The organism is Halobacillus sp. A5, from assembly GCF_024189315.1.
GTDB lineage: Bacteria > Bacillota > Bacilli > Bacillales > Halobacillaceae > Halobacillus_A.
The window spans coordinates 1,318,645-1,331,501 of record NZ_JAIZEO010000001.1 but is presented as its reverse complement, the minus strand read 5'-3'; the positions used below and the strand labels follow the sequence as shown (position 1 = coordinate 1,331,501).

The 12,857-nt window shown below is 42.3% G+C and carries 11 protein-coding genes; 9 read left to right on the top strand and 2 right to left on the bottom strand.

The window, feature by feature from the left end:
• Positions 1 to 33 precede the first annotated feature (33 nt).
• The 3 genes from LF822_RS07080 to LF822_RS07070 are packed head-to-tail and all read left to right on the top strand — an operon-like array spanning position 34 to position 2,927.
• A complete protein-coding gene (locus tag LF822_RS07080) occupies positions 34 to 1,224 on the top strand; it encodes a DUF418 domain-containing protein (protein ID WP_253923265.1) in 1,191 nt (396 codons plus the stop codon).
• A gap of 15 nt (positions 1,225 to 1,239) precedes the next feature.
• The gene (locus LF822_RS07075) at positions 1,240 to 2,430 is read left to right on the top strand and encodes a DUF2157 domain-containing protein (protein ID WP_253923263.1); all 1,191 of its coding nucleotides are present in this window, start codon (positions 1,240 to 1,242) and stop codon (positions 2,428 to 2,430) included.
• Positions 2,427 to 2,927, top strand: a complete 501-nt coding sequence (locus tag LF822_RS07070; RefSeq protein WP_253923261.1) for a GDYXXLXY domain-containing protein — start codon at positions 2,427 to 2,429, stop codon at positions 2,925 to 2,927. The genes LF822_RS07075 and LF822_RS07070 overlap by 4 nt, the downstream gene beginning before the upstream one ends.
• Positions 2,928 to 3,099: 172 nt before the next feature.
• On the opposite strand, the gene LF822_RS07065 is transcribed toward LF822_RS07070, so the two are convergent.
• Positions 3,100 to 4,296: an ornithine--oxo-acid transaminase gene (locus tag LF822_RS07065; protein ID WP_253923259.1), complete on the bottom strand. Its 1,197-nt coding sequence runs from the start codon at positions 4,294 to 4,296 to the stop codon at positions 3,100 to 3,102.
• A gap of 161 nt (positions 4,297 to 4,457) precedes the next feature.
• Between LF822_RS07065 and LF822_RS07060 the strand changes: the two genes are divergently transcribed.
• The 4 genes from LF822_RS07060 to LF822_RS07045 all read left to right on the top strand — a co-directional run bounded on the left by LF822_RS07060 (position 4,458) and on the right by LF822_RS07045 (position 9,764).
• Positions 4,458 to 4,823: a YisL family protein gene (locus LF822_RS07060; protein WP_253923258.1), complete on the top strand. Its 366-nt coding sequence runs from the start codon at positions 4,458 to 4,460 to the stop codon at positions 4,821 to 4,823.
• Positions 4,824 to 5,083: 260 nt separating this feature from the next.
• Complete coding sequence (gene asnB, locus LF822_RS07055) at positions 5,084 to 6,928, top strand: asparagine synthase (glutamine-hydrolyzing) (RefSeq protein ID WP_253923257.1); 1,845 nt, start codon at positions 5,084 to 5,086, stop codon at positions 6,926 to 6,928.
• A 200-nt stretch (positions 6,929 to 7,128) separates the two neighbouring features.
• Positions 7,129 to 8,676 (top strand): alpha-amylase family glycosyl hydrolase, encoded by a 1,548-nt coding sequence (locus LF822_RS07050; protein ID WP_253923255.1) that lies wholly within the window; start codon positions 7,129 to 7,131, stop codon positions 8,674 to 8,676.
• A 59-nt stretch (positions 8,677 to 8,735) separates the two neighbouring features.
• A complete protein-coding gene (locus LF822_RS07045) occupies positions 8,736 to 9,764 on the top strand; it encodes a LacI family DNA-binding transcriptional regulator (RefSeq protein ID WP_253923253.1) in 1,029 nt (342 codons plus the stop codon).
• Positions 9,765 to 9,813: 49 nt separating this feature from the next.
• Here the strand turns inward: LF822_RS07045 and LF822_RS07040 are convergent, their stop codons facing one another.
• The gene (locus LF822_RS07040) at positions 9,814 to 10,674 is read right to left on the bottom strand and encodes a DegV family protein (RefSeq protein ID WP_253923252.1); all 861 of its coding nucleotides are present in this window, start codon (positions 10,672 to 10,674) and stop codon (positions 9,814 to 9,816) included.
• 185 nt (positions 10,675 to 10,859) lie between these two features.
• Here LF822_RS07040 and LF822_RS07035 point away from each other — a divergent pair, with 185 nt between their 5' ends.
• Positions 10,860 to 11,711 (top strand): YitT family protein, encoded by an 852-nt coding sequence (locus LF822_RS07035; protein ID WP_253923250.1) that lies wholly within the window; start codon positions 10,860 to 10,862, stop codon positions 11,709 to 11,711.
• Positions 11,712 to 11,729: 18 nt separating this feature from the next.
• Positions 11,730 to 12,659: a BsuPI-related putative proteinase inhibitor gene (locus tag LF822_RS07030; protein WP_253923248.1), complete on the top strand. Its 930-nt coding sequence runs from the start codon at positions 11,730 to 11,732 to the stop codon at positions 12,657 to 12,659.
• Positions 12,660 to 12,857: the final 198 nt, after the last annotated feature.

The window sequence follows — 12,857 nt, the reverse complement described above, 5'->3', positions numbered from 1 at the left end:
AAAGTAAAATGAAAACAATAAGGGGGAATTTTAGTGAAACAACAGGCTGCACCTCTGCAGGATACAGAAAGACTGAACTGGATTGATGCCGCCCGAGGTTTGGCCATTTTCGGTATATTTATGGTAAATGTCCCTGCCTTTAATGCTCCATATTTTTTATATGGCGGGGAGGAACAGTTTTGGCCATCGGATACAAGTCAAATTGTACAAACGATCATTGATATATTCTTTCAGGCCAGCTTTTATACATTATTCTCGCTTATGTTCGGGTTCGGCCTTTATATGATGAAAAATCGATTAGAACAAAAGCACATTAACTATCGTCCGGTAATTTTTAGAAGGCTTCTCATTTTACTGGGCTTTGGAGCTGTTCATGCTTTTTTAATATGGCACGGGGATATATTGCTTTCCTACGGTTTGTTCGGTTTTGCCATGTTCGCTTTTTTTAACGGCACTCCAAAAACGCTCCTGGTTTCGGCTTTAAGCATGCTTGGGCTCCTTATCCTTCCGTTAACCTTAGGGATGTATGCCGTTCGCAGCAAGCTCGGAATGTTCAATTCTTATGAAGAGGTCGAGTCGGCCAGGCAGAATTATGGGGAAGGTTCTCTTCTTAACATTTGGCAGCAGAACTTTGCAGACTGGACATACAGCAATAATTTCGCCACTTTGCCTATGCTGGCTTTATCTTTAATACCTATGTTTTTAATTGGTGCATATATTGCTAAAAAGAGGTGGCTGCACGACCCCGATGCTCACCTGCCGGTTATTAAAAAATGGTGGGTGGTCACTGGATTGTTATTTATTCTATTTAAGGCCGGCCCATATGTGATAGGTAATCCTGAATGGTTTCAATTGCTGCAGGATAATATAGGAGGATCAGCATCAGCGGTCTTTTATTTATTATCTGTTACATTGGCCTATCGATCATCAGGAGGGGGAAAGCTGCTTCAGCCTCTCAGCTGGGTTGGAAGAATGTCCTTGTCCAATTACATTCTTCAATCGATTATCTGCTTTATTTTATTTTATTCCGTTGGTTTTGGCTGGTATGGGGAAGTCCCGCCGCTGGCCAGCGCAGGAATTGTTATCCTCGTGTTCAGCTTGCAGGTTTTCCTGAGTAAGTGGTGGATACACACCTATCGGTACGGCCCGCTTGAATGGTTATGGAGAACGTTAACCTACGGTAAAGTGCAGCCTTTCAAGCGTACAGACAGTCAGGCTTCTTAGGGAAGGGATGATTAAATGAATCGTGGACAGTTAGAGAAGGAATCCGGGGATTGGGTAAAGGATGGGATCATTACTACAGCTCAAAGAAATCGAATTCTAAGCCGTTATGAAAAGAAGTCGGGACATCCGGTACTGCTTACTTTTGCGGCTTTGTTTATTGGACTCGGCTTCTTAACGTTCATTGCTTCAAATTGGTCTGCACTGCCGGATATGGTGAAGATGTCGGTTCTTTTGTTTTTCCTGGTTGCTTTTTATGGAGTGGGAGCGTGGGTGTATCAATCCAGATCAAAAGCAGTAGGGTTAAGTTTACTTCTTATAGCTCTCTGCGTGTTTGGGTCCGGAATTTTCTTAACAGGGCAGATGTATAACTTCACTTCATTCAGTGCTTTTCCATTTTTGGTCTGGTCGCTCGCCGCCTTTGGGCTGCTTATCGTTTTTCAAGAATCGATCGTGTTTATTGCTGCATTAATCATCATAACCGCTGGTCAGATTTACAGCGGGAGTATGTATCAGGATTTCTATATTCCTTTAGGAGTGTTGTTCCTGGCAGGGATGGGCTGGGTGTTATATCGAAAAGGAAACCGGCTTCTAACTGCACTATTTGCTGTAAGCTATGCTATACAATCGCTGGTGTTCATTTTTTCTTACAACTGGTCTTATTACTGGTTGATTTTATTGTTCCTTCTTCTTTATATCGTCAGCCATCTTCCATATGGGCAGGTGCATTTAAGAACATTTGGTTCAATCGCGGTACTATCTATTTTCACAGTGAATGTATTCCAAGTATTTCTATTGGGTTTTGAAAGTGAAGACGTGGAGTATTCCAACCTCTTCTTCCTTGGCTGGTCCATTCTTTTTATCTATGCGGTCATTCAGTCGGCAATGGAATCTACTAAATTCAACTGGATTGATCTGCTGTTATTTATTCCTGTGTTTCGGATCGGAGCAGGTGACCTGCTGTCGCTGCTCTTATTGTTCGCCTATTCGCTCGGCTGGCTGCTGGCTGGTTATCGTAAGGAACGGTCAGACTGGGTAGCAAAAGGAACGGCCGCACTCCTTATAACAACCTTTGTCGCTTACTTCCAATTAGCATGGGCCTTTATGGACCGGTCGATCTTCTTTTTTACTGGAGGTCTTATTCTCTTTGTACTTAGTTACTTCCTTGAGAGAAAACGCCGGCAGGTAAAAGGGGGAGAAACAGAATGAAACGAGGCCTTTTTTATCTTGTTGTTGCTTTACAGGCTCTCTTTCTTGTTACTATGTCTGTGTCTTATTACGCCATGGACCACTGGGGAGAGAAAATAAAGCTTGAAACCGAGCCGGTCGATCCTAGAGATCCCTTTTACGGAGATTATGTGACACTGCAATATGAAATTGAATCATTTTCAGAAGATCAGTGGCGGGCAGAACAAATACCTAACCGGGGGGATATCGTATACTTGATTGTAGAAGAGGATGGAGAAGGGACGTTTGAGCTCGTAGAAGCGTCTCCTCATTCCTCTGAGCCATCCGAAGGGCAGGTAGAACTTAAAGCCAAATACGAATGGCACAATAGAACGGAGCAGATTCACCAGGTCAGCATCGGTTTAGATCGTTATTTTATAGAAGAAAATACAGGAGAAGATTTTGAGCAAACCGAACAGCATGTGGTCGAGGTCATACAAGCACCATGGGGCCAGAGAAAAATTACTTCAATTGAATGAGTTTTCTGCAGGGCCGGGGAAAAATAGTAATTGTCTTCTGAAAAGAAGGATGGTCATTCAAAGATGAATACAATGCAGCGAAGTGTGTTGTCGAAGCGGGACTGCTAAATACAGAAAGACCCGGACAATTCGAAATGGACCGGGTCTTTCTGTGTATTAATATCGTTGTGATTTATTTGCTTAGGACCTCTGTGATTTGGTCAATGGCCCAATCAAGATCGGATTTATCAATCGTTAACGGCGGAGCAAAACGGATGACATTTTCGTGAGTTTCTTTACATAGGAGTCCTTTCTCCTTAAGCTCCTCACAGTAAGGTCTTGCAGCTTCTGTCATCTCTACGCCGATAAACAATCCTTTTCCTCGTATCTCCTTGATCATAGGATTATCAACTTTGCTTAATTCGTCTTTCATATAAGTGCCGAGTTCAAGGGAACGGTCAGCAAGCTTCTCTTCTTCAAGTACATCCAGCGCAGCCATGGAAACGGCACTCGCCAGTGGATTTCCCCCAAAGGTAGAGCCGTGAGAACCCGGGTTGAAGACACCGAGTACATCTTTATTGGCGACTACACATGAGATAGGGAATACCCCGCCGCCCAGTGCTTTACCTAAGATTAAGACATCCGGGGAGACGTTCTCCCAGTCGCAGGCGAACAATTTTCCACTGCGTCCTAATCCCGCCTGAATTTCATCAGCAATAAATAAAACATTTTCTTCTTTACATAATTCATAAGCCTCTTTTAGAAATCCTTCTGGAGGCATAACAATACCTGCTTCTCCCTGAATGGGTTCAAGCAGAAATCCAGCCGTGTTTTCATTAATAGCATCTTTAAGTGCATCGATATCACCGTAAGGAACCAGCTTAATCCCCGGCAGAAGAGGTCCGAAGCCACGCTGGTATTCTTCCTCAGATGAGAGGGAGACGGCGGTCAGTGTACGGCCGTGGAAATTCCCTTCACATGCAATAATTTCAGCCTGGCCATCCGGGATCCCTTTGGTGTCATAAGCCCACCGGCGTGTTGCTTTAATGGCTGTTTCAACAGCTTCTACTCCTGTGTTCATAGGAAGGGCCATTTCTTTATTTGTCAGCTTACATACCTTTTCATACCACGGTCCGAGCTGATCATTATGAAATGCACGGGACGTCAGGGTTACACGATCCGCTTGCTCTCGTAAAGCTTGTATAATTTTAGGGTGACGGTGCCCCTGGTTAACAGCCGAATAAGCGCTGAGCATATCCATATAACGGTTGCCTTCCGGGTCTTCTACCCAGACACCTTCCGCTTTGGAAATAACGATTGGTAATGGGTGATAGTTCTTAGCCCCATATTCTTGAGTTTGATCGATGATTTGCTGACTTTGTACGGTCATGTTATCCCTCCAAATTCATTAGAAACTTCACGTACAGTATAACAGGTTTAGTAACAATTTTCTCACTTATGAGAAAATATTCAGACAAGCTTTTTTCAAGAAAAAATGATAATGTCATGATATGATAAAGGAAGATTTATGAAGAAGAAGGAGGAATATTGTTGGCACATTTACATATTACCTCATGGGTAATTGCATTTGTACTAGTAGGACTAGCGACTACATTTACAAGAAGCGGTAATGAAAAAGCAGCAAAAATATCTCACATGATCCTTAGGGCTGATTATCTGTTAATCTTATATTCCGGCGGTTCTCTGTTCGCGGAATACATGGGGTCGAACCAAATCGGTCTTGCCATAGTTAAGATGCTCGTCGGTTTATGGGTTGTTGCGGCAATGGAGATGGTAACTGTAAAATATAAAAAGAAAAAGCCGGCGGCCGCTTGGTGGGCACAGCTTCTAATTGCTGCCATACTAGCTTTGATTCTTGGGTTTGGATTTTTGCCATTAGGAATATTACCAGCATAAAAAGAAAACCTGCATGCTTACTAAGCATGCAGGTTTTTAACATGTAAAGGGGGGGGAGGGTCATCTTGTTATTGGGGTAGCAATGACGACCCTTCTTATTAGTAATGATAATCATTATCAATTGAAAAGTCAACAGATTTTTTCGAAAAATTTCATAGATTACAAGCCTGGCGTCATACCTTATATTATGATGCTTTTTTTATAAGCTGAAATAGAAGAACGCAGAGCAGTTTAGTATTGCAAAAAGGAAGGTGACGCCTGTGTGTGGGTTCGTAGGGTGGGTGGATACCCAGAGCAGAGAAGAGGAAAAGCTTCTAATTATTGATCAGATGGCTGAAACCATTAAGCATAGAGGTCCTGATGATTATCAGAAATGGGTGAAGGGGGCAGCGGGTTTTGGTCATCAACGACTGATCGTTGTCGATCCTAAAGGCGGGGTCCAGCCGATGGTCCGCCGGGCAGACGGTGAAGAATACGTTCTTTGCTATAATGGAGAATTATATAATACAGATGAAGTAAGAAAGTTGTTAATCGCAAAAGGATGGACTTTTAAGGGGCACTCTGACACAGAGGTCGTGCTCGTCAGTTATATGGAGTGGGGCGAAGGCTGTGTGGAACAGTTTAACGGGATCTTTGCTTTTAGTGTGTGGGAGGTAAACAAACAGAAACTGTTCTTAGCAAGAGACCGTTTAGGGGTAAAGCCGTTGTTTTACAGCGAGCAGAAAAATGGCCTTTTGGTTGCTTCTGAAATGAAGGCTATCCTCGCGCATCCCGGTAAACAAGCTGTCATTAAAGAAGAAGGTATACTCGAAATTCTTACATTGGGACCTTCACGAACCCCTGGACATGGTGTCTTTGAAGGGATCCATGAAGTAAGACCGGGTTTTTGTGCAGTCTGGCAAAAAGGAGCGTTCTCCGTTAGACGATACTGGAATGTAGATAGTAACCCGCATAACTCCTCCTTTAAAGAAACAGTGGAGAAAGTGAGAGAGTTGTTCACGAATGCAGTGGAGCGTCAGTTAGTTAGTGATGTTAAGCTTGGCACCTTCTTGTCTGGGGGCGTGGATTCCAGCGCCATAACCGCCATTGCTGCTGAACATTATAAGAAACAAGGTCTTAGTCATTTGGAAACATTTTCTATTGATTATGAAGAGCAGGAAAAATTTTTTAAAAAGAATGATTTTCAGCCTGACCGCGACTTGACGTATATCCAAATGGTTCAAAAAGCTCATCAGACGAAACACATTACATTGGAAGCGAGTGTAGAAGACCTTGTATCACGTTTGAAAAAGTCTGTAGAGTTAAGAGATCTTCCAGGAATGGCGGATGTAGATTCTTCACTGCTTTGGTTTTGTGAACGGATTAAAAAGCACGTAACGGTTTCTTTGTCCGGGGAATGTGCAGATGAGATATTTGGAGGCTATCCATGGTTTTACCGTAAAGAAGATCGAGATCGAAACGGGTTTCCATGGATACGCTCTATTAAAGAACGGCAGAAACTAATTCAAAGCGACATTTCACAGAAATATGATATGGAAAAATATATGATCGAACGCTATTATGATTCGATTAATGAAGCACCGCTTCTAAAAGGAGAATCGACTGAAGCCGCGAAGCACAGACAGATGCTGTATTTGAATATGAATTGGTTTATGCAGACTTTACTAGAGAGAAAAGACAGAATGAGCATGGGGGCAAGTCTCGAAGTCCGTGTTCCTTTCAGCGACCACCGGATAGTTGAATATGCCTATAATATTCCCTGGGAAATGAAGCATCATGGTGAGCAGGAAAAGGGGCTTTTAAGGGAAGCGTTAAGAGAAATTTTACCTGAGAAGGTATTGAAGAGAAAGAAGAATCCCTATCCGAAGACGTTCCATCCGAATTATACAAAAGCCGTTACAGAATGGATGGAAGAAATTCTAAGTGACCCGAAGTCTCCGATTTTCGATTTATTTGATCATAAAGAATTGAAGTCATTAAATGATTCAGAAGGGAAAAGCATTGATAAGCCTTGGTTTGGGCAGCTTATGACAGGACCGCAGCTTATTGCTCACCTTTGTCAAATCAATCACTGGCTTACCGCCTACCATATCCAAATCAAATAAAGACACAGCGAAGACAGCCCGTTGTGAAAGCATGCAGAGCAACCCAGGTTTCTCTGCATGCTTATTATGGTCCAGAGAAATTGAAATTCGCCCAAATACATTCTTAGTTCTTTGTAAATATATTTCATTTCCGCATTGACTGGTGGAGGTTTAAAAGGCTAATCTTAAAGATAGAGGAAATCTATAAGGGGGAACGGAAGATGAGACAACTGGCAATGTTGCTCATGCTGATTCCGTTTCTTCTTTTTTGCGCCCATAAATCTGATGCGGCTGAAAAAGAAGAACGAAAATGGCAGGACGAAAGCATGTATTTTATCATGGTGGACCGGTTTATGAATGGGGACCGGGAGAATGACTATGAGGTGGACCCGGATGATCCTGGTGCTTACCATGGTGGTGATCTCCAGGGAGTAATAGAGCAGCTTGACCACATTGAAGAGATGGGATTCACATCAATAAGGCTTTCCCCTATTATGAAAAACGAGGAAAAAGGCTATCATGGGTATTGGATAAAAGACTTTATGGAAGTGGAAGAGCACTTTGGCACTATGGAAGATGCTGAACAATTGGTTGAAGAAGCCCATGAGCGTGATATGAAAGTGATTTTTGATTTTGTTGTTAACAACACTGGCACTAACCATCCATGGCTTAAAGAGGAAGACAAGGAAGACTGGTTCCATGACGAGCAGTCCATTAATGGAGAAGATCAGCAGCTTCTAGAAGACGGGTGGCTGTCAGGACTTCCAGATTTAAATACCGAGAATCCCGAAGTGAAAGAGTATTTATTTAATGCAGCAGAATTTTGGATTGAAGAAACAGGAGTAGATGGTTTTCATTTAGATCGTGTTAAACATGTTCCAAAAGAGTTTTGGAGTGATTTTAATGACCATGTAAAAGAGATTGATGAAGATTTCTTTCTGCTCGGCGAAGTACAAAGTGATGATCCTACATATATAGCGGATTACGAATCAACAGGAATCGACAGCTTCGTAGATTATCCTTATTCCTATGAAGGGAGAGAAACTTTTAAATCAGCGGACGGTTCACTGACCGGGCTGTCTAATGGGCGGCAGGAAAATAAAGATTCCTATAATGCCCCTTTCGTGTTAAGTACGTTTATTGATAATCATCATAGTAAAAGATTCACAAGGCTTGCGTCAGAAGAGGGTGAGAATCCAATTACTCGTTGGAAGCTGGCTTTAACTCATATGTTTACAGCTCCCGGAATTCCTGTCATGTACTATGGAAGTGAAGTTCCTCTCGATGGAGGGGAAACTCCTGATAATCGTCGTATGATGGATTTTAAAGGGACCGATGAAGAGCTCAAGCAGAGAATTGAAAAATTGAATTCCATGCGAAGTGAATTTCCTGCACTAACTCGAGGAAGCTATGAAGAGATGTTTAATGAAGACGGGATCGCGATTTACAAACGTGAGCTTAACGATGAGATCATGGTTGTCGCAATTAATAATTCTTCCGGCACTCGGACGGCTGAAATTACTGATTTACCTGATGATCAGCAAATGCGTGGTCTTTTAGAAGACGGAGTAGTAAGGCAGTCAGAAGAAGGAATTTATAAATTAGGGATGGAACGGGAAACAGCTGACGTATTTGTGGTAGAAGACGATCGTGGATTTAACTGGCTGTTCATTGGATTCGTAGGAGGAATCCTGCTTCTGTTTACAGCGGCGGTTACGTGGATCAGCCTGAAAAATAAACGCGAAGCACAGCGTGCGGGCACATTGTAGTATGGTATGCTAATCATAATTAGATGAACAAACTTTTAATCAGAAGGTGAAGAATAGATATGGCAGTCACGATAAAAGATGTAGCAAAAGCAGCAGGCGTAGCTCCATCCACCGTTTCTAGAGTAATTGCAGACCACCCAAGAATCAGCCCGGCAACAAAAAAGAAAGTAAAAAAAGCAATGAAAGAAATGGGCTACCATCCCAATGCTAATGCACGCGGCTTAGCTAACCGTTCCACACAGTCTCTTGGTGTCGTGCTGCCTTCAAGTGCAAATAAAGCATTGCAGAATCCTTTTTTTCCAGAAGTGCTGCGGGGGATTAGTGCGGTTGCTCATCAGCTTGATTACTCTATCCTGTTATCTACTGGTGAAAAAGATGAAGAGATGCTTGAAGGAGTACAGCGAATGGTCTACGCCAATCGAGTAGACGGTATTATTTTACTTTACTCTCAAGTAAACGATCCAATTCTTTGTTTTCTATTGGAAAAAGACTTTCCATTCGTCGTAATTGGAAAGCCAGGCGAACGAGTAGATGAAATTACTCATGTGGATAACGATAATATCCGAAGTGGAAAAACGATAACCAATCATTTAATAGAGTTAGGTCATAAGAATATTGCCTTTATTGGGGGTTCGACCGACTTAATAGTAACACTTGACCGATTGAGAGGGTATCAGCTGGCGCTGGAAGAAGCAAAGCTTCCCTATTTGGAGGAATACCGGATTCATACTGAATTCTTAAAATCAGGAGGACGCAGGGCTGTTCATGAATTGTTTAATTTGTCAGAGCCTCCTACAGGTCTGGTCATAGCGGATGATTTGATGAGTATTGGGGTGATCAATATGCTTGAGGAGTCCGGCATGCTTGTACCTGAAGATGTATCGATCGTAAGCTTTAATAATGTGTATCTTGCTGAGGTGACGCGTCCTCCGTTGACCACAGTCGATATTCATATTTACGAGCTGGGTTTTCAAGCAGCTAAATGTTTAATTGACAAGGTTCAGAACAAACTCGAACCTGCCAAACGAATTATTGTTCCATTTACTATTGAATACAGGCAGTCTGCGCAGATGATAGGAAAACGCTGAACGATTAAACGAAGAAGCGGAAGAGCTTCTTCGTTTTTTAGTGAATTATTTATTTCGGCTGGTTGTTTAAGAAAAACAGGGCCATTGTACCAGGTCCGGCATGGGCGCCAATGACAGCCCCTACCATATCGATATGGATATCAGTGGTGCCGCATTCTTCCTTAATTAATTCAGCGAGCTTCTCAGCAGTTTCCTGATCGTCTCCATGACTGATGGCAATCCGCTGCTGATCAAGGGAGCTGCCGCGCTCTTTCATCACTTCAACCATACGTTTTAATACTTTTTTAGATCCGCGGATTTTCTCTAAGGGGACCAGCCTGCCTTCCTCCACGTGTAATAATGGTTTTATTTTAAGCAGGCTGCCGACAAAGGCTGAAGTTTTACTTACACGTCCGCCTCTATAAAGATATTCGAGGTCGTCAACGGTGAATATATGCTCCATGTGCTTACTGTAGTAGTTACCGATTTCAATAATTTCGTTGAAGCTTCTGCCTTCTTGAGCAAGCTCTGCGGCTCTCATAACAATTAAACCATACCCTAAGGAAACAGCTTTTGTATCGATAATTTCAAATTGAGCGTCAGGATGTTCTTCTTTGATCTCCTGCTCAATCATTTTAGCTGTTTGATAAGTTCCGGATAATTCGGAAGATAAGGCAAAATAAATAAATGGCTCATCTTTTTCAACATGGGCAGTAAACGCCCTGCGAAATGCTTCAGCAGACACTTGAGACGTCTTTGGGGCTTCACCGTCTCTCATTAAATGATATACTTTCCCGGGAGTTATGGTTTTGCCGTCCTCATATTCCTTATCCCCTATGGTAACGCCTAAGGGCAGACATTCAACATTAATCTTATGTAGGTAATCTAAGGATAGGTCGCATGCTGAATCACTGATAATTGCAATACTCATCTTTTCACCTACCGTCTTATTTTTATAGTTTAAGTGTAGGCGTAAGAGGGAGGATAGTAAAGTGAAATCTTTTTGGTCATGTGATTATAGCCTCATTATTGTGGGAAACGATAATGAAGACTTGATTTTCAATATTAACGGTGATAAAAAAAGGTTAGCGTCTTTAAGCTAGTTAGGAGGTTGGCATGTTTTCATTTGAGATTAAACGAATTCTAATTGTATTCATTGGTGCTGTATTTAACGCGATGTCCTTGAACTTATTTCTAATTGAAGCCAATGTGTACGCAAGTGGGTTTACTGGGGTTGCCCAGTTGATGACAAGTATCTTTCAGGATTTCCTGAACGTTCCCGGAGTAAGTACAGGTCTTATCTTATTTATACTTAATATTCCTGTTGCGATATTAGGCTGGTTTAAAGTAGGTAAAGGGTTTACAGTTTATAGTGCTATTTCTGTAGCCTTTACGACTTTTTTCTTAGGAGTAATTCCAGTCCAGCAGCTGTCAGAGGATATAATCCTTAACGCCGTGTTCGGCGGAGTGCTGGGCGGATTCGGTGTGGGGATTACGCTGAAATGGGGTGCTTCCACTGGCGGACTTGACATTGTAGCCATGATCTTATCCCGGATGAAAGATCGTCCTATTGGCATTTATTTTCTAATCATAAATAGTGCTATTATTGCTGTAGCAGGGTTTCTTTATGAACCGGAAAACGCGCTGTATACGCTGTTGACCCTTTATGTAACCACACGGGTGATTGATGCGATTCATACACGTCACGAAAAACTGACAGCGATGATAATTACTACCAAAGCAGCCGATCTGGAGAAGGCGATCCATGCGAAGATGGTGCGGGGCATTACGACGCTTCCGGCTAAAGGTGCCTTTACTCAACAAGATAAAAATATGTTAGTCATGGTTATTACCCGCTATGAACTTTATGACTTGCAGGGAATTATTTCTGATGTAGACCCGCAGGCGTTTACGAATATCGTTCAAACTACAGGTATCTTTGGATTCTTTAGAAAAGATGATAAATAAGTTAACGGAGAAAAGGATGTGTTGGCACTGAAGAAGTGGGCTCCTGTTGTGGCAGGCTTTCTAGTTGTGTTTTTAATAGGATGTACAAATGATAATTCAAGTGAGGAGGAGCAGAGCAATGATGAAAACGAATCCTCAGAGGAAGAGTCAGGCGAGCAGCCTGATCCAGAGAACATCGTGAATTTAATAGAGCAATTAAGCTTTGATGCAGAAGTAGAGGAGTCCGACGGGGGAATCGATTTCAATTTCCATATTACTAATGATGCCGAAGACCCTATAATTTTAGGCTTTAATTCGAGTCAGAAGTACGAAATTATTCTGGAGGATTCAGAAGGAGAGGAAGTCTATAAGTACTCAAATGAGCAGGCTTTTTCTCAACAGCTGACCACCGAAGAGCTTGAGCCGGGAGACCAGCTTGAAGCGAATGAAACCTTTGATGAAGACCTTCCTCCAGGTGAGTACGATGCAACTATGTCATTTTTGGTAACGTCAGTTAATGATCAGCCTCTAGAAACAAAGCCGTTTGAAATCACTGAATCGGTGACAGTGGGCGAAGGCGGAACGGAAGAGGAAGCGAGTTCAAACGACGTGGAAGGTGAAACGGAAGAAGTAAGAGAAGACATTGAAGCTTCCGCTGATGGAGAAGAAATTTTCAGGGACTTATCGTTAAGTGGTGATGATGGGCAATACACCATCACAGGCGAAGCGAAAGTGACGGGCGGCGAGTTTTTCTATACGGTAGAAGATGGACATAACGTTTTAATGAATGAAAAATCCGCTAAGGTTGATGATCCAGAGGCGGAGTGGTCACCTTTTGAGTTGGATATTTCGATAAGTGAAGATGAACTTCCTGAAAGAGGCTCGCTCATTATGACAATGTTTGACCGTGACGGTGAAGATCAACCGATCAACATGAATTTTGTTCCATTGGATAATTTTGATCAATAGCAAACAATGCTTATGTATATCATGACTGTTTTCAGCTTGTAGAGAAACCACTGTGTTCTCTACAGGCTTTTTTTATAACTCTATGGTTAGACTAAGAAGAACTGCTGCCAGATGGAGAGGATTTTTTATAATTGCTTAAAAAATGAAGTGTAGTGCAACGACGGAAGTCAATAAGTTTGCAAGGGGAAAGACGAAAAG